Source organism: Bacteroides sp. ET489 (assembly GCF_030518095.1).
Classification (GTDB): domain Bacteria; phylum Bacteroidota; class Bacteroidia; order Bacteroidales; family Bacteroidaceae; genus Bacteroides; species Bacteroides ndongoniae.
This window is the reverse complement of the sequence record NZ_JAULLJ010000006.1, coordinates 156840-177095: the sequence shown is the minus strand read 5'-3', so window position 1 is coordinate 177095 and position 20256 is coordinate 156840. Positions and strand designations below refer to the sequence as shown.

15 protein-coding genes are annotated in these 20256 nt (G+C 47.2%); 8 read left to right on the top strand and 7 right to left on the bottom strand.

What is annotated here, in order from left to right; all coding sequences use genetic code 11:
• Positions 1-111: 111 nt before the first annotated feature.
• The 4 genes from Q3C19_RS05455 (at position 112) to Q3C19_RS05440 (ending at position 2856) form a co-directional block, all read left to right on the top strand.
• Positions 112-939, top strand: a complete 828-nt coding sequence (locus tag Q3C19_RS05455) for a hypothetical protein (protein WP_277120612.1) — start codon at positions 112-114, stop codon at positions 937-939.
• A gap of 64 nt (positions 940-1003) precedes the next feature.
• The gene (locus tag Q3C19_RS05450; protein WP_277120613.1) at positions 1004-1675 is read left to right on the top strand and encodes a hypothetical protein; all 672 of its coding nucleotides are present in this window, start codon (positions 1004-1006) and stop codon (positions 1673-1675) included.
• Positions 1676-1808: 133 nt separating this feature from the next.
• On the top strand, positions 1809-2048 hold the full coding sequence (locus Q3C19_RS05445; protein ID WP_277120614.1) for a hypothetical protein: 240 nt from the start codon (positions 1809-1811) through the stop codon (positions 2046-2048).
• A 1-nt stretch (position 2049) separates the two neighbouring features.
• On the top strand, positions 2050-2856 hold the full coding sequence (locus tag Q3C19_RS05440) for a hypothetical protein (protein WP_277120616.1): 807 nt from the start codon (positions 2050-2052) through the stop codon (positions 2854-2856).
• Between the two features lie 120 nt (positions 2857-2976).
• Here the strand turns inward: Q3C19_RS05440 and lpxA are convergent, their stop codons facing one another.
• The 4 genes from lpxA to Q3C19_RS05420 all read right to left on the bottom strand — a co-directional run bounded on the left by lpxA (position 2977) and on the right by Q3C19_RS05420 (position 9954).
• The gene (lpxA, locus tag Q3C19_RS05435; RefSeq protein ID WP_022164175.1) at positions 2977-3744 is read right to left on the bottom strand and encodes an acyl-ACP--UDP-N-acetylglucosamine O-acyltransferase; all 768 of its coding nucleotides are present in this window, start codon (positions 3742-3744) and stop codon (positions 2977-2979) included.
• Between the two features lie 16 nt (positions 3745-3760).
• Entirely contained in the window at positions 3761-5152 is a 1392-nt protein-coding gene (locus tag Q3C19_RS05430) for a TolC family protein (RefSeq protein ID WP_071148329.1), read from the bottom strand.
• Positions 5153-5225: 73 nt separating this feature from the next.
• Positions 5226-8642, bottom strand: a complete 3417-nt coding sequence (locus Q3C19_RS05425; RefSeq protein ID WP_277120619.1) for an efflux RND transporter permease subunit — start codon at positions 8640-8642, stop codon at positions 5226-5228.
• Positions 8643-8778: 136 nt separating this feature from the next.
• On the bottom strand, positions 8779-9954 hold the full coding sequence (locus Q3C19_RS05420) for an efflux RND transporter periplasmic adaptor subunit (RefSeq protein WP_302727733.1): 1176 nt from the start codon (positions 9952-9954) through the stop codon (positions 8779-8781).
• A 298-nt stretch (positions 9955-10252) separates the two neighbouring features.
• Here Q3C19_RS05420 and Q3C19_RS05415 point away from each other — a divergent pair, with 298 nt between their 5' ends.
• A complete protein-coding gene (locus Q3C19_RS05415) occupies positions 10253-12166 on the top strand; it encodes an Ig-like domain-containing domain (protein ID WP_302727731.1) in 1914 nt (637 codons plus the stop codon).
• Positions 12114-12986: a DUF3108 domain-containing protein gene (locus Q3C19_RS05410; protein ID WP_071148333.1), complete on the top strand. Its 873-nt coding sequence runs from the start codon at positions 12114-12116 to the stop codon at positions 12984-12986. The genes Q3C19_RS05415 and Q3C19_RS05410 overlap by 53 nt, the downstream gene beginning before the upstream one ends.
• On the opposite strand, the gene Q3C19_RS05405 is transcribed toward Q3C19_RS05410, so the two are convergent.
• A complete protein-coding gene (locus tag Q3C19_RS05405) occupies positions 12976-13380 on the bottom strand; it encodes a PaaI family thioesterase (protein WP_302727729.1) in 405 nt (134 codons plus the stop codon). The genes Q3C19_RS05410 and Q3C19_RS05405 overlap by 11 nt on opposite strands.
• A 154-nt stretch (positions 13381-13534) precedes the next feature.
• Between Q3C19_RS05405 and Q3C19_RS05400 the strand changes: the two genes are divergently transcribed.
• Both Q3C19_RS05400 and Q3C19_RS05395 read left to right on the top strand, forming a co-directional pair.
• Positions 13535-14737: a glycoside hydrolase family 88 protein gene (locus Q3C19_RS05400; protein ID WP_302727727.1), complete on the top strand. Its 1203-nt coding sequence runs from the start codon at positions 13535-13537 to the stop codon at positions 14735-14737.
• A 26-nt stretch (positions 14738-14763) separates the two neighbouring features.
• Positions 14764-16311 (top strand): sulfatase, encoded by a 1548-nt coding sequence (locus tag Q3C19_RS05395; RefSeq protein ID WP_277120623.1) that lies wholly within the window; start codon positions 14764-14766, stop codon positions 16309-16311.
• Positions 16312-16481: 170 nt separating this feature from the next.
• On the opposite strand, the gene Q3C19_RS05390 is transcribed toward Q3C19_RS05395, so the two are convergent.
• Both Q3C19_RS05390 and Q3C19_RS05385 read right to left on the bottom strand, forming a co-directional pair.
• Positions 16482-18446: a family 20 glycosylhydrolase gene (locus Q3C19_RS05390; protein WP_302727724.1), complete on the bottom strand. Its 1965-nt coding sequence runs from the start codon at positions 18444-18446 to the stop codon at positions 16482-16484.
• Positions 18447-18579: 133 nt separating this feature from the next.
• A complete protein-coding gene (locus Q3C19_RS05385) occupies positions 18580-20250 on the bottom strand; it encodes a RagB/SusD family nutrient uptake outer membrane protein (RefSeq protein ID WP_302727722.1) in 1671 nt (556 codons plus the stop codon).
• Positions 20251-20256: the final 6 nt, after the last annotated feature.

Here is a 20256-nt window from a genome sequence, read left to right as displayed (position 1 = left end):
TGTTGACTATCCGTCGGAAGTACGCACATGAGCCGCATCCGGCGGTGGCTGTTGAAAATATGAATGAAAAGGTCTATATTTGCCACATCAAAAAACATTATTTGTCATACTATGAATAAAGCCAAACAATTGGCGGGGGTGTGCCTTTTGACTTTACTGCCCGCCCTTTCTGTACAAGGCCAGCAAACTCAGCGCCCGGACGGATGGTATCATGTCCGTGAAGGACGTGCGGACAGCCTTGATGCCGCCCCTTTCATCACCTTGGAAGACATTGCCGCACTCGAACTGGATACCGATGCTTACGGCAAGCACGTAATAACAGGCAAGGTACGCGAAGACAAGCGGAAACACTGGACGGACGAGACTGCAAAGGCCATTGGACGCCGCATTGCTTTTGTCTGGCAGGACAGTGTGCTGACCGCGCCGCGTGTCAACGCACGTATCGAAAGCGGTCACTTCCAGATAAGCAGCCGGAACGATTGGGAATTGCCCGCCGTTTACCGACTGATGATGGAGACAAAAGGCCCCAATGAAACAGACATGCACCGTGCGGGCAGTCTGCGCCGCGTGCACAGCCAAAAATTATGGGACGAGGCAAGGCAATATAAAGTCAGCATGACAGATACGACTTTTCTGGACACCCGCGGCCCGATGTCGTTGAAGGCTATTGATGCTTGGAGTGGCGACGGCTTCAACGAGAATTACGCTTTCAATCAGACGGTCTACTTGGCCGCACTGGAGCGGGCACAAAAGCGTCTATGCGTGGCCGACGGCCGGCTGGAGCCTACCTTCTGCTCGGCCGAGGACCTATACATCAGTCAGGGATTGTACGACTTCATTATGGGAACGCTGACCCAATGGAACCGGCTGCTGGAGTCAGGCGACTGGGAGATCGTAGAGCAGGAAGGTGTGTATGCCGTGATGCCGAAGAAGAAGTAAACAGAGAACCGGTCTATACTAGCTTCTAATCTCGGTTAATATCCGTATTTATAGTCAAAGATATATGATGAACATGAAACAGATACTTGATGACTGGCAAGGGTTGTTCCCAATCTTATCGCCGCATACAGCCTCTACTTTGTACATGAAGGCCGATTTCGTACTGATAGGGCTCAGGCTTGAGAAGGTCATGTCTGATGCCTATCGGGTTGTTTTGGAATGCCTTCCGCTGTGGGAACAGGAAAAAAGCAGAATGAAGGTACCTGTTTTTTCATGGGAGCTTTATGACAAAAAAGGTATGCAGTTCTTCATCAAGACTTCATTGCACGAATATCTGTTCCCAACAGCCGCCGAGTGTGCCAAAGAACAGTTTGGCATGCTCTTGAAAGACAATATTCTGTCGGGCGACCTGTGTGAATGCATTCGGAAAGCTTCTTTAGCGTTTGCAACCCAACACAATCCCACGAACTGGCACCGCATCTTTGCATTCAAACTGGCGTTGGCCTCTTATTTGAATGACGCCCGTTTCCTTGCAGAAGTAAAGCAGGAAATAGAAAAGGAAATCAGGCATTGGGATTCGGACCGCTTCTCCGCACTGTTCTTAAAGTCCAAGGAAGAGTGGGAAGCCGACTTATACCGTCAGTTTGAAGACAGAGAAGTGCTACTCGAACGTATTCATGCAAACATGGATGACAAGAAAATAACCAGACTGAAGTCGTCTCATATCTCGTTGTAGCCGAACGGGGTGCTACAAACTCTCAACATAGGTTGAGATTTTTGGTGCGTTGTTGGACGAACGGGGCGGATTTTATATTTTTGCATAGTAGTAATTAAAGTAAGTAGTTATCCTAAAAAAGAGGCTTCTAGTAATGAAAGTTATTCCAACCAATAGAAATAAAGTATTAATCTTGTCAGGTATTCTTATACTTGTCTGTTTTCTGTGGATAGGCTTTTTCGCATTGCCTGTTGCACTTCCTGTTTGTGGTCTTATCGGGCTCAGCTATGGCATCAAGCATAAAGACAAGCGTTTTGCAAATTATTCTGCAGCTGTACTGACTTTTGGAATATTCTGTGTAGTATATACCTTAATTGTTATAAAATCCATGTAAAATGAAAACAACCTATTTATTGAGAACACTTTTTGTACTCCTTTGCATCGTCGCTTTGACAGGATGCAGCGATGAAGAGAGTAATCCGCTCCGCTTCGACCTCTCTACCGATACGGACAACACCGTAGATGTCTGTTTCCCCCGCTCTGAAGAAGACGGGAGCGCAGGCTCCGTCACCATTCTGGGTGGCGATGGTAACTATACTGCGCAGTGCGACAATGACGCTGTCCTGAAAATCGACATGAAACATTCCAATGCGTTCGTTCTCTATCCGCAGGATTGGGGCGAAGCACACGTCACCGTGACCGACGGTACGGGTGCATCCATTGTACTGAAAGTAAATGTTTTCCAGGCAAAACAGACGCTGGTTATCGGAGGTATGGATGTCCTTATTACTGGAGGTGAAGAACTGACGGACGAACAGAAAGCCGGACTCCGCGAGGAAGCCTTGGCCACTATTCCAGTAAAAAAGGCAGGTGGAGGCTACCGGATGGTGTCTGACAATCCTCAGGATCCATACAGCGGTACGCTCAGTTTCTATCCCACGGAGATGGACAAAGAGGAAGAAATGGTGAAGGGTACCTTCATCGTCAACTCCGACCGCAGTGAGGAGAATCCGTGGTACTACCGCTTTCTGCTGGAAGAGAAAGAATACACACTGATATTGTTGCCTTATAAGAATGAGAAGGGAGTGACAAGAGACTACTTGATTCCTACTATGGCTCTGTTTGAAGATGTGACCGAACAGATTCCGACGTCCTATCCAGGCGTGAAGGTGTTTACGCAGCAGGTTGTCAAGGTAGACTGATAAGATGAGGCTTTAAGATGTGTAGTGCAACGGCACTACGGAACGTATAAAAACGAAAAGAGGTTGCACGCTGATTGTGCAACCTCTTTTCTTATATTAGAGTTATTTGCGTGACAGATGTTACCTCACGATGCCTTTCGAATTGCCAATGAAGTCGATGATATTGCGTATCTCGTCGCTCATGGGCACCTGGTCCTCAATCTTCTGCAAGGCATCCTGAATGCTGAAGTTACCTTGGTATACCAGTCGGTATGCATTCATGATGTGGCGCAGGATGCGATCTGTGACCTGATTCTTGTGTTGCAGTACCATGGCGTTCACTCCGTGATATTCGGCAGGATTTCCGGCCATGATGATGTAGGGAGGCACGTCTTTGGAAATGCGGCAACCGCTTTGTACCAGCGACCAGCTTCCTATGTGGCAGTTTTGCTGCAACAGTACGTTGCTGCTTAAGATTACGTAACTATCGATGCAACAGTCGCCTGCTACTGTGGTTTTAATGCCCAGTACGCAATGGTTGGCAATTTTCACATCGTGACACAGGTGTACACCATCCATCAGATAGTTTTCGTTGCCTATCTGTGTGTATTGTCCTTCGTGCGTTCCTCGGCTGATGACTACATTCTCGCGGATATCGTTTTTGTCGCCGATAACGAGCAATGTATGCTCACCTGTATAATGGAAGTCTTGCGGTTCACTTCCTAATACGGCACCGTGGTGCACTTTGTTACCTTTCCCCATGCGGGTACCGCTCAAAATACGTGCGCCGGACATGATGATGCTTTCATCGCCGATTTCTACATCTGCTTCGATATAGGCAAACGGTTGTACGGTTACGTTTTTTCCGATTTTGGCGGCAGGGTCTACATAAGCTAATGGACTAATCATAATATTAGGTTTTTAATTACTGTTCTCTTCCTCCACCCAAGGCCTGGTACAAGCTGATGACAGCCTGCATGCGGCTGAATGTATCGCTTACCTCGGAAAGCTGTGCGCTGAGGTAGGATTGCTGAGCAGACAACACTTCCAGATAAGTTGACGTGCCTAAGTTAAACAATTCTTTTGTATAATCGGCTGCATTCTTGGCAGAATTTACTTCCATGTTGCGTGCTTCTACCTTTTGGCTGCATGCCTGATACTGGCCGAGCGCATTGCTTACCTCGTTTCCGGCATTGAGCAGGGTGGTCTGGAACTGGATCTGGGCTTCTTCCTGTTGGGCTTTGGCAATTTTCAGTTTGGCGATGTTAGCACCATTCTGGAAGATCGGCTGTGTGAGCGAAGCCACGGCACTAGCCAATAATTTGGCCGGATTGACAATGGCTGCACCGGCACTGTTGGTCCAACCAGCCGAACCGCTGAGGGTAATGCGCGGATAGAAGTTGGAGCGTGCTACGTTGGTATTGTAATAAGCCGATGCCAAAGCTTGTTCGGCTGCTTTTACGTCAGGACGGTTAGAAAGCAGTTGCAGAGGAATGCCAGCTGAGAAATCGCTGGGAAGCTGCTGTTCTTCCAGTATACCGCGTTCGATGGCGTGTGCCGGTTCGCCCAGTAACAGGCAGAGAGAGTTTTCGATCTCGCGGATGCTGGTGCGGATGTCAGGCAATGAAGCCTGCACTTGTGCGTATGCAGCGCGGCTTTGCTCTACAGCGGCTTCTGTCGTATTATAGATGCCGGATTCCTTCATGGCTTCCATCGTTTCGGTATTCTTTTTCAGAATCTCGGCAGTTCCTTCTGTTATTTCCAGCTGACGGTCGAGCATCAGCAAGGTGTAGTACAGATTGGCCGTATTGGCGATGAGCTGTACACGGGTGTTCTGTTCGTAGGCTTTGGTTTGTTCCAAAGTGGCTTGTGCCTGACGTTTCAGATTCAGAAGTTGTCCGAACAGGTCAATCTGCCAGCTGGCAGTTACGGGCAGCGAATAGGTCTGTGTGGCTTTGCCTTTGTCCCAACTGCTGACTGTTCCTTGAGGCGAAAGAGTCAATGCAGGGATAAATGCCAGTTTAGAGGCCAGTAACGGAGCCTGAGCTTCTTTAACTTTCAAGGCTGCAGTGCGGATATCGGGGCTACTGGTCAGTGCTTGTTCGATGAGGGCTTGCAGTTTCGGGTCGGTGAAAACTTCCCTCCAGGGCAGATTCCCGAAATTGGCTGTATCGGCAACGAGCGTATCGCCACCGGCTACGGTGTCGCGATAGAGCCCTGCTGTCGTGATGTCTTCGGGTCTGTCGTATGATTTGTAGATGTGACAACTGCTTAACAGGGCAGTGGCACACATCAAAGTTATGATTTGTTTCTTCATAAATGCTATTTTAATGAAGAATGTAGAATGAGCATGTCTGGATGCTCATTCTGCATTCTTGCCTGTTTGGATATTATTTGGTGTACTGTTCTATCTCAGGTTCTGCATCGGAGTTGTCCACGTCTTTCCATTCCATCGGTTTGAATTTCTCTTGCAGATATTGGAAAGCTACGAACAGGGCAGGTACGATGAAGATCTGCAGGATCATACCGATCAACATACCACCGATGGCCGATGTTCCGAGTGTACGGTTACCGTTGGCGCCGGCACCCGAAGCAAACATCAGCGGGAGCAGACCGACGATCATGGCCATTGACGTCATCAAGATAGGACGCAGACGGGCGGCGGCACCCAGTACGGCTGCCCATGTGATACTCATACCCATCTTACGGCGGTCAAGTGCGAACTCAACGATCAGGATGGCATTCTTGGCCAACAGACCCATCAACATGATCAAGGCAATCTGCATGTAAATGTCGTTGGACATAGAGCCGATAATCATCTTCAAGGCAGGGATGCTGCCGATGGCACTGGCTCCGTTGACGAAGAGGAAGCTTCCCAACAGACCGAACGGGATTGAGAGCAATACGGACAGCGGCAGAATGTAACTTTCGTATTGTGCACTCAGCAACAGGTAGACGAAGACGAAGCACAGTACAAAGATAAGGCCGGTTGTACTACCACTGGTTTCTGCCTCCTCACGCGCCATACCTCCTAATTCGTAACCGAAACCGGCAGGCAGATTTTGCTGAGCTACTTCGGCAATGGCTTGCAGCGCTTGACCTGAAGTGTAGCCGGAAGCAGGAGCTACCATGACTTTCATAGAAGTATACAGGTTGAATCGGCTGATAACATCCGGACCGTAAACTTTCTCGATAGAAACAAACTGGGTAATAGGAGCCATCTCATTGCCGTTGCGCACCTTGATACTTTGCAGTGACTCCAGGTTCTTGGTTGCGTCGGGTTCTGCCTGTACCATGACACGATACATCTTACCAAAACTGTTGAAGTTGGATGCATACATACCTCCATAATATCCTTGTAGCGTAGTAAGAATGGTGCTTGGACTAAGGCCTGCTTTCTTACAAGCAGCTGCATCAATATTCAGCAGGTACTGCGGGAAGTTCGGGTTGAAGCTGGTACGTGCAGAGTTGATTTCCGGACGTTTTTCCAATTCGGCTGTATAAGCGTTGACCACGTCGAAGAAGTGGTTCAGGTCACCACCCGTCTTATCCTGCATGTTAAGCTCGATATCGCTAGATGCTGAGTAACCCGGAATCATAGGCGGAGCGAAGAACAATACCTGTGCTTCTTTGATCACTTTTTGAGCACGCATGAAGAGGGTTGCATAAACAATATTGGAGTTCTGCATCGTAGAGCGTTCTTCCCAGTTTTTCAGTTTGATGATGACCGAACCGTACGAAGGACCTTGGCCACCGATAAAGCTAAAACCGGAAATAATAGTACGCGATTGTACGGCAGGATCGGAAGCTACGAGGCTGTCTACACGATTCAGAATTTCCTGGGCACGTTCTTGTGAGGTTCCGGGAGGTAAGGTCACGGCACCCATGATGGTACCGGTATCTTCATTGGGCACCATACCTGTAGGCGTTGTCTGCATAAAGACAACCAGCAGGGCAATAGAAGCTACTACAATGCTTCCCGATAACCATTTCTTCTGGATGAATTTCAGCACTTGCTTTTTGTACTTGCCAAGAAGTGAGTTATAGGAATCATTAAAGGAGTTCTTGAACTTGTCGGTTGTCATACCGGCCAAAGCCAGAATACTGATGACAATCATCACAACGCAGAGCACCGGATGATTCTCGAAACTGAATAGGCCGAAGATCATACCGATAATGGCGATGATAGTGAACAGCAATGTTATGCCCGGACGCATCAGACGACCCAAAGAGTCGGCATAGCGTGCAATGAAGATTTTACGGGCTTCCTTGGTGGCAGTGCCAACACGCTCTTTAAGAGGAGCGTTGGTGTTGTGGGGTTTCAGGAAGATGGCACACAGGGCAGGACTCAGTGTCAAGGCGTTCAATGCGGAGAAACCGATGGCAATGGCCATGGTAAGACCGAACTGGCGGTAGAATGTACCGGCTGTACCACCCATGAAGCTTACAGGGACGAATACGGACATCATCACCAATGTAATAGAGACGATGGCGCCGCCCAATTCGTGCATGGCGTCGATAGAAGCTGCTCTGGCCGATTTGTAACCTTGGTCAAGCTTGGCATGGACACCTTCGACAACCACAATGGCATCATCAACCACAATGGCAATAGCGAGCACCATAGCCGAAAGGGTCAGCAAGTTGATACTGAATCCGATAAGCTTCAGTACGAAGAATGTGGCGATCAAAGCTACCGGGATTGCAATGGCCGGAATCAGGGTAGAACGCATGTCCTGCAGGAAGATGTAAACCACAATGAACACAAGGATGAATGCCTCGATCAAAGTCTTTACTACCTCGTGAATAGATGCGAAGAGGAAGTCGTTGGCACTCTGTGCAATGTTGATCTTCAAGCCGGCAGGCAATTGGGTTGCGTAGTCATCGAGCAATGCTTCAATGTCGCTGATGGTTTGGGTTGCATTGGTTCCTGCCATCTGGTAAACGATACAGCTGACAGCCTTGTGACCGTTTACTGTATTATTGAAGCTGTAGGTCATACGTCCCAGTTCGATACGGGCAATGTCCTTCAGACGCAAAACTTCACCGTTTTCGAGTGCTTTGATAACAATATCCTCGAATTCGCTGGTTTGTTGCAGACGACCTTTATAGCGCAGTGTGTATTGGAAAGTTTGTTTTCCACGTTCACCCAACTGTCCGGGAGCTGCTTCGATGTTTTGTTCGCCTAGTGCTGCTACTACGTCATTGGGGATCAGTTTGTACTGAGCCATGATGTCTGGTTTCAGCCAGATACGCATAGAGTAGTCCACACCCATCACGTTGGCATCACCTACACCGGTAACACGTTTTACCTCAGGAATAAGGTTGATGTTGGCGTAGTTCTCAATGAACTCAATGTTGTATTGGTCTTTCTCGTCGTAGAGTGAGAAGATCATCAACATAGAGGTCTGTCTCTTCTGGGTGGTTACACCGACTTTGGTTACTTCGGCCGGCAACAGTCCTTGTGCCATGGACACACGGTTCTGTACGTTTACGGCTGCCATATCGGGGTCAGTACCTTGCTTGAAGTAGATGGAGATATCAGCCGAACCGCTGTTGGAGGCGTTCGAAGTCATGTACATCATGTTTTCTACACCATTGATCTGGTCTTCCAGCGGGGCAATAACAGAGTTCAATACGGTCTGTGCATTGGCACCGGTATAGGTGGCACGTACGGATACCGTAGGCGGTGCAATGTCTGGATATTGCGTAATAGGCAATGTTGCCAGACCAATAAAGCCCAGGATTACTATCAGGATGGAGATAACCGTCGATAGTACAGGGCGGTTTATAAATCTATCTAGTTTCATTGTTTCTTCTTTTATTGTTTGGTTGACGGGCTTTCGGCTTTGAGGCGAATTGGCTAACACAAATAGGGGAAGAGAGGATATCTATTGTCCTTTTCGCGATAGGTTAGCCTGTTATACTTGTCAACTCATTAACTTGTTATTTGAATGCAGTCTGTATGTTACCTTCTTTCTGGTCTTTCAGCGCCTTTTGGTATTCGGCTTCTTTGTCGGCTGGGGTAATCGGAGTTACTGCCTGTCCGTCTTTCAGCGACTGTACGCCTTCTATGGCTATTTTGTCGCCCTTCTTAAGACCTTCGGTTACATAGAAATACTTGCCGTCGTCCAAAGTGAAGACTTTGATTTCGGTATTTTTCAGTGTATTGTCTGCCTGGAGTACAAAAACAAATCGCTTGTCCTGGATTTCGGTTGTAGCCGACTGAGGAATCATAATAACGTCGTGTAACGGATTGGGGAAGACAACGTTACCTGTACCACCACTGCGCAGAATATTGTGCTTGTTGGGGAAGAGGGCACGCATGTTTACTGAACCGGTAGTCTGGTCGATGACACCGCTGATTGTTTCCACACGTCCGCTGTCGGCATACATGGTTCCGTCGATAAGTTGCAGCTGAACATCAGGCATCTTGTCGAGGATTTCTTTCATGGTGCCTCCTTCGCGTATCATTGACAGCAACTGACGCTCGGTCATTGAGAAGTAGGCGTACATTTCGGAAATGTCTGCCACAGTGGTAAGTGGGGTAGCAATGGAAGCGCTAACCAAACTACCTACACGGTAAGGAATGGTACCTACTACACCGTCGCTGGGGCTGGTAACCTGAGTATACGACAGGTTGTTCTTGGCATTGATGAGCTGAGCTTCGGCTTGTGCCAGTGTGGCTTTAGCTTGTGCCAACTGGTTCTCGGACATTTTCAGGTCATAGTCGCTGATGATCTGTTTTTTGTTCAGTTCTCTCTTGTTGGCAGTAGTCTGTTCTTGGGTACTTAAGGCTGCTTTGGCAGTTTCTACGGTTGCTTTGGCAGTCTGTACGGCAGCTTGGTATTGTACGGGATCGATAGTGAACAATACTTGTCCTTTGCGTACGAAGGCACCTTCATCTACGTGTAATTTGGTAATGAAACCGCTTACCATTGGGCGGATTTCTACGTCTTGTTTACCCTTGATTGTAGCAGGGTAACTGTTTGTCAGGTTCGCAGTAGTGGTATTTACCTCCATGACTGCAATTTCGGGGGCACTGCCCGTATTTTTGTTGCCTTGTCCGCAACTGCTTAGCAGTGCCAGGCAACATACCAATAATCCTAATCTACTCTTCATACTCTTTATATTCTCTTATGTGATATTATATTGTCATTGATTTGCCAAAGCTTGTGTGTTCTTGCCCATATATAGGGGCTTCCCTATGAAAACTAAATACCTCTAATTAGTTTTTTGTGTGCAAATTTATTCTTTTCTTGTTGTATAAGGTATGAATACTTTGCTTTTTTAACTATGTTTCATATATATATGCGGAGCAAAGGAGGTTTTTTGTTTAAAATACTGTAAAGTATACAGCTAATTAATAGATAACCTTTATTTTTGCAGCATGTTAAATTGCAATCGTTATAATAGTAGGATGAAATCGTTTTTTCGGCGATTAGGAGTGGCTGCAGTTATAGGAGCTGCACTTTATTCTTGTGCGAGTATCGGACGTTTGGAAGGAGGTCCTTATGATGAAGATCCTCCCCGTTTTGTGTCGGCTTCGCCCAAGCCGGGAGCATTGCATAACACCAAGAAGAAGATAGCCATTGAGTTCGATGAATATATCACGCTGGAAAAGCCGAATGAAAAGATTGTTATCTCTCCGCCACAGGTGCAGCAGCCCGAAATTAAGGCCAGCAGCAAGCGCGTGTTGGTGAGCTTGCAGGATACACTGAAAAAAGATGTAACATATACCATAGATTTTGGCGACGCCATTCAGGACAACAACGAAGGCAATCCCCTAGAGTCGTTTACCTATACGTTTTCGACAGGTGCGGTATTGGATACGATGGTCATATCCGGTACGTTACTCAATGCCGAGAACTTGGAGCCTGTTAAGGGTATGTTGGTCGGCCTGCATGCCAATCTTGCCGATTCGGCGTTTACAGCTTTGCCATTCGACCGTGTGGGACTGACGGACAGCCGCGGACGCTTTTCCATTAGGGGAGTTGCAGCCGGCCAATACCGCATTTATGCTTTGCAGGATGCCGACCAGAATTATTATTATTCCCAGCCTACTGAAGCGATTGCTTTCAATGATTCGCTGGTTATTCCTTCTTCGGAAATACGTTTGCGTCATGATACGGTGTGGGTCGACTCGCTGACGATAGATACTATTATCGACCGGAATTATACGCATTATCTGCCGGATGACGTGATGCTGCGTTGCTTTAAGGAAAAGCGTTTCTCACAGCGTCTGGCTCGTAGCGAACGTCTTACTCCCAAGGAATTCTCGCTTTACTTTACGGCTCCGGCCGATAGCTTGCCGGTATTGAAGGGCTTGAATTTTGATGAAAAAGATGCTTTTGTCATCGAACAGACAACGGGACGTAACGATACGTTGCACTATTGGATTAAGGATTCGCTGATTTATCAGATTGATACATTGAAGATGAGTCTTTCTTATCTCTATACCGATTCGCTGAAGCAGCTGGTACCGCGGACCGATACCCTGAAGCTGGTGTCGAAACAGCGTCCCAAGAGTGAGAAGGAACTGGAAAAAGAACGGAAAGAGCGCGAAAAAGAGTTGGAGAAGAAGCGTAAACGGGGAGATAAAGACACCATCCAGGTTAATTTCCTGCCAGTTGACGTATATGCTCCCTCGCCTATGGATATATACGATTACATTACATTGACTTTCCAGGAACCATTGAGCAGTATAAACGATACGGCTATCCATTTGCGGCAACAGATTGACTCGCTGTGGACAGACCTGCCTTTCGAGTTGGTGAAAGATTCGCTTGACCAGAAAGTATATAATGTATTGCCCGGCAAAGATTGGGAATTCGACGGAAGTTATTCCTTTGAAGTCGATTCAATGGCTTTCCATGGCCTGTACGGGCTTTTCACTGATAAAATAAAAAAGGACTTTAAGGTGAAAAAGCAGGAAGATTACGGAGCCATATTCTTTAATGTTTCGGGCGCCGATTCCCTGGCTTTCGTAGATTTGCTTGACGAACAGGACAAGGTGGTGCGTTCGGTTCCGGTGGTTGATGGGAAAGCAGACTTTTATTTCCTGAATCCGGGCAAATACGGAGCACGCCTGATCAATGACAGGAATGGTGACGGTGTATGGACGGAAGGCGATTATGCTGCTAAACGTCAGCCGGAAGAAGTGTTCTATTATTGGCAAGTTATCGAACTGAAGGCTAATTTCGAATTGACCCAAACATGGAATGTAAAAGACAGACCATTGGACAAGCAGAAGCCTGATGTACTTAAAAAACAGAAACCAGATGAAGACAAAAAGAAAAAAAATAACCGCAACAGTAACAGCAGCAATTACTAACAAAGGACGGCTGTGGATGCTGTTGGTGATTGGGTGGCTATGCACGACGGTTGCCATGCCGCTCCGGGCACAGTGTCCTGCCGAAAACAAAGCTTTCAAATCGGGTGAACAGGTTGTGTACGACTTGTATTTCAACTGGAAGTTTATCTGGAAAAAGGTAGGTCTGGCCAGCCTGACGACAAATTCGACTACCTTTAATCACGCTCCGGCTTATCGGATGAACCTGTTATCGACAGGTAGCAAGCAGACCGATTTCTTCTTCAAGATGCGTGATACGCTGACCTGTTACATTACGGATCGTATGGAACCGCTTTATTTCCGTAAGGCAGCCGAAGAAGGTAAGCGTTATACGGTGGACGAGGCGTGGTTCTCTTACAAGGACGGAGTGTCCTATGTAAAGCAACGTCGTACTTACCGGGATGGTACAAAGTATGAGATGGAATATAACGATTCGCGTTGTATCTTCGATATGCTGAGTATTCTGGCTCAGGCACGTTCGTACGACCCGCGCGACTATAAAGTAGGCGACAAGATACTCTTTCCGATGGCTACCGGGCGCAGAGTCGAGGAACAGACGTTGATTTATCGGGGCAAAGAGAATGTGAAAGCCAATAATGATACGACGTACCGCTGTCTGGTGTTTTCCTTTGTCGAGTATAAGAAAGGAAAAGAGCAGGAAGTCATCACCTTCTTTATTTCCGACGATGACAACCATTTGCCCATCCGGTTGGATATGTACCTGAATTTCGGTTCGGCCAAAGCTTTCTTCAAGAGTGTAAGAGGCAACCGTTATCCGATGACTTCGATAGTTACAGAGTAAACGGGAGGGTATCGCCCTTCCGGAACACGCTCGATTCGAAAGTCGCTATCAGTTTGCCTTCCTGATTGGTTACGTCTATCTGGTAATAGCCGGTTGTACGGCCTATGTAGCGTTCGCGTGCTTCGGCATACAGAGTGTCGCCGGGTCCGCTGCTGCGCAGGAAGGTGATGTTGGACGAGAGTGAGACCGCCAGCGTGCCGTGCGAATTGGCAGCTGCTGCCAGAGCCAGGTCTGCCAGTGTGAAGATGGCTCCTCCCTGGGTACGGTTTCCCGCATTCAGGTGGTCGGCTGTGATGGTCAGGCGTGCTTTGGCATATCCTTCTTTTACTTCCAGCAGTTCTACTCCAGCATTTCTGGCAAACAGGTCATTCTTAAAGAAATCTTGTGCAGTCATATTTTTGTGGTTATTTAGTTCAAATTGTTCCGTTTAGGCGCAAAAATAACAATTTTGGCCTTTAATTGTATGATTTGGGTGGGTCTATTTGTAAAATGACGGTTACTTTTGTCAACGAAACAATTCTAAATTTTAAATTATAAATCCACTATCTATGAAAACTGCTTTCGCAACATTGGGGCTTGCCCTTCTTGTTTTTGCCGGTTGTGCAGGACAAAAGAAAACTGAAATCGATTTTATTCAAGACAACATTGATAATGCGGTAGCGCAACATACGCTGCAGACCGATATTATCGAGAAGTCAGGAAAGGTACTGAATCCGCGTACGATTGACAAGGATGGCAGTATTCATTACATTCCTATTGACGACTGGTGCTCCGGTTTCTTCCCCGGCAATATCTGGTTCACTTACGAGCTGACCGGTGATAAGAAATGGATACCACTGGCCGAGAAGTATACCGAAGCTCTTGACTCGGTGCAATACCTGACATGGCACCACGATGTAGGCTTTATGATTGGTTCCAGCTATCTGAACGGTTATCGTCGTTTGGGCAAGGAGGAGTACAAGCCGGTTATCATACAGGCTGCCAAGTCTCTGTCTACCCGTTTCCGTCCCGGAGCAGGAGTGATACAATCATGGGATGCCGACAAAGGATGGCAAGCACAGCGCGGATGGAAGTGTCCGGTGATCATCGACAACATGATGAATCTGGAATTGCTGTTCGAAGCTTCGTTGATGTCGGGCGATTCTACTTTCTATAACATTGCAGTAAGCCACGCCAATACAACAATGAAGAACCACTTCCGTGCAGACAACAGCTGCTATCATGTAGTAGATTATGATCCGGAGACTGGCGAGGTTCGCAAGAAACAGACTGCACAGGGCTATGCCGACGAGTCAGCTTGGGCACGCGGACAAGCATGGGCATTCTACGGTTACACAATGTGCTACCGTTATACACACGATGCCAAGTATCTGGAGCAAGCCGAAAAGGTATACAACTTCATCTTCAACAACAAGAACCTGCCCAAAGACTTGGTTCCTTACTGGGACTTTGAGGCTCCCAACATCCCCAATGAGCCGCGTGATGCTTCGGCTGCTGCCTGTACAGCTTCTGCCTTGTATGAGCTGAGTACTTATGTACCCAATAAGGGATATAAGGAAACTGCCGACAAGATAATGGAAAGCCTGGGTTCACCCGCTTACCGTGCAGCTGTAGGAACAAACGGCAACTTCATTCTGATGCACTCGGTAGGAAGTATTCCTCATGGTGCCGAAATCGACGTGCCTCTGAACTATGCCGACTACTACTTCCTGGAAGGCTTGATCCGTAAAAGAGACCTGGAGAAGAAATAATCCCTACATTTAATCTGTTTTAATCCATGAAACATCCCTTTAATATATTGGTGGGGGGCATGGGACTACTGGCTCTGGCCGGTTGCAAATCTGCCCGGCAAGAGCCGGCTGCTTTGCAACCCAACGTCATCTATGTTTTCCCCGACCAGTACCGCAATCATGCCATGGAATTCTGGGGACAGGAAGGATTCCGCGAACATGTCAACTTCCGCAACGACCCGGTACATACGCCCCGTCTGAACGATTTTGCCCGCGAGTCGCTGGTGCTGACTTCGGCGCAGAGCAACTGTCCCTTAAGCAGTCCCCATCGGGGCATTCTGCTGACAGGCATGTACCCCAATAAGAGCGGAGTGCCACTGAACTGTCATTCCAACCGCCCCATCAGTTCGTTGCGTCAGGACGCCGAATGTGTCAGCGACGTTTTCAGCAAGGCTGGTTACGACTGTGCTTATTTCGGCAAACTGCATGTCGACTGTCCGACACCCAACGACCCCAATAACCCCGGCCACTACGTAGAAGAGCAGGTGCCCGCATGGGATGCCTATACCCCTGCAGAGCGTCGTCATGGTTTTAACTACTGGTATTCGTACGGTACGTTCGACGAACACAAGAATCCCCATTACTGGGATACCGACGGCCGCCGTCACGACCCCAAAGAGTGGTCGCCCCTGCACGAGGCCGGCAAAGTGGTGTCGTATCTGAAGAACGAAGGAAACGTGCGCGACCCGAAGAAGCCTTTCTTCATCATGGTAGGCATGAATCCGCCCCACAGCCCGTACCGTTCGCTGGACGACTGCATGGAAGAAGACTTCAACCTGTACAAAGATCAGCCGCTGGACAGCCTGCTGATACGTCCCAATGCTGACCCGACAATGAAGAAGGCCGAGTCGGCACGCTACTACTTTGCGTCGGTGACGGGTGTAGACCGTGCATTCGGACAGATACTCGATGCACTGAAGGAGCTGGGGCTGGACAAGAACACCATCGTCGTATTTTCGTCCGACCATGGCGAAACCATGTGCAGTCAGGGTACCGACGATCCGAAGAACTCGCCTTATGCCGAGTCGATGAACGTCCCCTTCCTGGTACGTTTCCCCGGACAGATAAAGCCGCGTGTCGACGACCTGATGCTGTGTTCGCCCGACATCATGCCTACTTTGCTGGGCCTGGCCGGTCTGGCCGATTCAATTCCTGCCACGGTGCAGGGACGCAACTATGCTCCGCTCTTCCTCGATGCACAGGCCGACGTGGTACGCCCTACCGGTGCGCTTTACATACAGAACGTAGACGGCGAGAAGGATGCCGATGGCAAGGTGCAGTCCTATTTCCCCTCGGCTCGCGGGTTCAAGTCGGCTAAGTATACACTGGCCCTCTACATCGACCGCAAGACTAAGCAGCTGAAGAAAACCCTGCTGTTCGATGACGAACACGATCCTTATCAGCTGAACAATCTGCCACTGGAGGAGAATGCCGAAGTCGTGAAGCAGCTTTGTGCCGAAATGGGCAAGGTGCTGAAGGAGATAGACGACCCCTGGTATCGCGAGGGCATCCTGAAGGATATGATACCTTATTGATCTTTGTTGTCTGATATTGATCTTAAAAGGTCCTGGTGCCTTCTTAGATAAGAAACTACGCTATTATTGGGGGAGGCATATAAATAGACAGATAAATTAAAAGGCTTCGGTTATAGTGCGCAAGGCGAATAACCGAAGCCTTTCTTATATAACTCGTTTGACTAAACGGTTTATTTCGGTATGTGATTATAAACTTTCAGATTGGTGATTCTACTCTTGAAATTTCCTGCTTTTTCGAGTGGGAATACCAATGTCCGGATGTATTTCATCGAGTCTTTTCCACTATTGTAGAATTGCATTTGTACATCAAGCTTCTTAAATAATTTCCCGTTTATATAGAGTGATGTGGACAAAGGATCACCTTCGATTCGTACATTAATTTTCTCTCCTGGGTAAGGACTGAAACCGAATGTGTTCAGATAGCCGTCGCGGGCAAAACCGAATAATCCGCTGACGGGATCGGAAAGATAGAATACTGCATCCGGAGAACGGAATAGCTCTGTGCCTAAAGCTTCGGATTGAGCATCAAGGTCGAATGTCACCGTGTAGTTATAGCCTATCTCGGGGAAAGGCAGTTTGGCTCCCGGTTGTACATTGGCAGTTTCGTATACTAATCCGGGTTTGTCTCCAATTCGGCCAAGCTGGTTTACACCCGGAGCTTCACTCAGTGCCATACGATTGGAATCAAATATGTCGAATGTAATTAGTGGGTTAGCATTCCAGGTCTTCATAGCCATTGTCTGTAAGCTTGGGAAGACACGGTGATGTATATCCTTTACTGAAATACCATTTCCAACAAGGTCATTCCATACAGCAAACATGCCACCGAGAATAGCCGGATCTTTTTCATCGAACATTACTTTACCTACATGGGCAGGTGTCCATTCCTCATACAGATACTTGTTGTCGAGATAATCGTGATAGTAGGGTGCCAGTGGAACGATGTAGACAGCCCAGTCGGGAATGCAGATTTGTTTGTAACCTAATTTGGCCATTTCGCGTGGATTGGCAAAATTGTTGTTCCAAGTAAACATGTCTACGTTTTCAACTTTTACGGGCGTCTCGCCAGGAGCATGTGTCAGAGCACCCCATACACAAGCTTTCTTTCCAAAACTTTCGACGTATCTGATATAGTGGTCGGTGAAGGCGCGGAACTGTTCTACAACTTCTTTGTCCTTGTTAGAATATTCATCGGTTCCGATGTGTACTCTTGGACCACGGAACACAGGTTCTTCGCCTTCCAGATATTCTTTAAAGAGCGCATTAAGGAAGGTGTATGTCTCAGGATTGGAGAGATCCAGATGGTCCATTCCATATTGTTTGCTGCCAATTTCGGGTTTATAGTGGCTGAAGGCAAGTGTATGGGCTGGCACATCGATTTCGGGGATGATTTCAACAAAGTATGTTGTAGCTTCGTCCTGGAATTCGATGAATTCCTGCTTGGTATAATAACCGTCACGTGCAGTCAGTCCGGGGAATGTTTCGCATTCCAGACGGAAAGCTGCATAGGTCTTGTCCCAATCGTGGTTGAAGAATTGTTTGAATCCGTTGTCGTTCAGGTGTACATGTAGCACATTCATTTTATAGTAAGACAACACTTTGGCCAAATCGCGCAGGTAGTTTATCGGGATATATTTCCGTCCACAATCTATCATGAAGCCGCGCATGCTATAATCAGGAAAGTCACGTATCAATCCTTTGGGTAGTTGATGGTTATCATTTTGTTCACCGATCTGCAACAGGGTGCGGGTGCCCCAATAAATTCCGGCAGTTTCAGGTGCCGATACTTTTACATAGTCAGTTATATCAATGGTGTAACCTTCTTTACCCAGTTTACGGTCTGTTTTAAGTGTCAGGAAAAAGTCTCCTTTATTAACTTTTCCTTGTGCTATTTGGGGGCGTATGCCGAATAGCGCTTGATAATCGTCGGCAAATGTTTCGGCTATTTTCTGTAATGCTGGCTCATTATATATAATGCGTAGTTGGCTGTTGGGGACAAAGTATCCTTCTTTACCTTTCCATTCTTTCAGTTCAGGTATTACGAAGGGTTTGGTATTTTGAGCCGATATTTCCAAGGCGATGTATAGCAATAAGCACAGTGTGCCGATGAATTTGTTTAAAATTGGATACCTCATATTATTTGTAATATTTTAGTCATAAAGGCTACTTTGATAGCAGGAAGGGGCCGAAACTAAATGTTGTGCTTCGGCCCCTGAGTTATCAGCGTGTACCTATTGAGATTAGTAAGTTAGAAGAATAGAGATATTGTCATTTTATGAGATCTCTGTTTAAATTGGGGTTTTTCTCTACTTCTGTATCTGGATAAGGAATATAAATACTATTGTCGTTTGCCCATGTCGTTTTTACTACGGCTACACTTTCCTTAGCTTTGATTCCAGGTGCGACTTCGATTTCTTTATTAGCAACGCGGTAATCGAAATTCTTTTTCAATTCGTTCATGCGGAATTCGTCAGAACGACGTGTTACCATGGCAACCCAGTAACCGGCTACTTCCCAGCCGTGTTCTATGTAGCAGGCTTCAGCCAGTTGGGCAGCATTCATATTATCAATACTTACGACGCTTCCATCACTTAATTGAACATTCTCGTAGTCGGTTACAGCACGTTCGCGTACTCGTTTTAGGCATTGTTTAGCCAGTGTGAGGTTGGTTTCTCCTGAGCGGGCTGCACTTTCTGCATACCATAACAAAACTTCTGAATAGCGGATAACACGATGGCGATGTCCGTTACACATTCCTGTATAGTTAGGCTGAGTATAGTCATAGGGTTGTGCCAGTTCTACACCGCTAGCATTACAGTTGGTTGTAAAGATCGTGAACATTGGGTGATATTCGGAAACTATAGGTTTGCCTTCACTGTCCAGTTCCCACCAGTCTACACTTTTGGTAATATTGTAGTTGGCATCCTGAAATGTAATTTTCGGAGCATATACAGCATTCTTACGCGGCCCTTCGGGGAAACGTTTCCAGAAAGCTATTTCTCCCCATGAATCACCCCATCCGGCATCGCCCAGACTTTCGAAGCGGTTACAGGAAGTTAATTGTGAGTCTGTAGCCCAGTCTACAACCGGAGAGTAGTCAATACCAAGCACTGTTTCTTTATTATAGTTGTGGCCCATGGAGTATACGTGACTCCACTCGCTATCCAGATAGAAACCGTATTGGCTTTCTTTGTCGATTACTTCTTTGGCTTTTGCTGCAGCCTTTTCATAATATTCAGTTTTATTCAACGGATATCCAGCCATTGACATATAGACAGCTGCAAGGGTGGATTGGACGGCTTGCTTTGTTACATATGCGTCTACGCCATTATGGTTACGTGGAGCAGTTGAATAACTGGTCGGCAGAATGCTTTCGGCCGTAGTCAGGTCCTCAACAATCAGTTTGTAGACTTCTTCTACTGATGAGAGCTGTATGTTGTTGCCTAATTCGTCGGCACTCTTTATCAGAGGAAGGGGACCGAAGATACGTACCATGTAATAGTAGGCATAAGCACGCCAGAAATGGGCTTGTCCCATAGCAATGTTAAGTTCTGTTTCGCTTACCGGTGTTTCTCCTGCATTGTTCAGAATCAAGTTGGCAGCTTTGATAACAGTATAATGTTTTGACCATGCATCCTGTATCCCCTTATTGTTGTTATTGGCGCTAAATCCGTCCAGTTCAGCAACAGCCTGTTTGTTTGAACCGGGGTTTGCTGTCATGTCATCACCTTGCCATTGGGGATACATCATGTTGGTATAAGTCTGTGTACCATTTACTTTCTGGTAGAGTGAGTATACACTGGCATCCAGAGCGTCCTGTGATACGAAGAAAGTAGAAGGAGTCAGCTTTCCTTTGGGATCTTCCGTCAGGAAGTCGCTACATGAAGTACTTAATAAGCTGGTTGCCATAAGGCAGCCCAAAAATATTTTTGTTCTCATATTTTG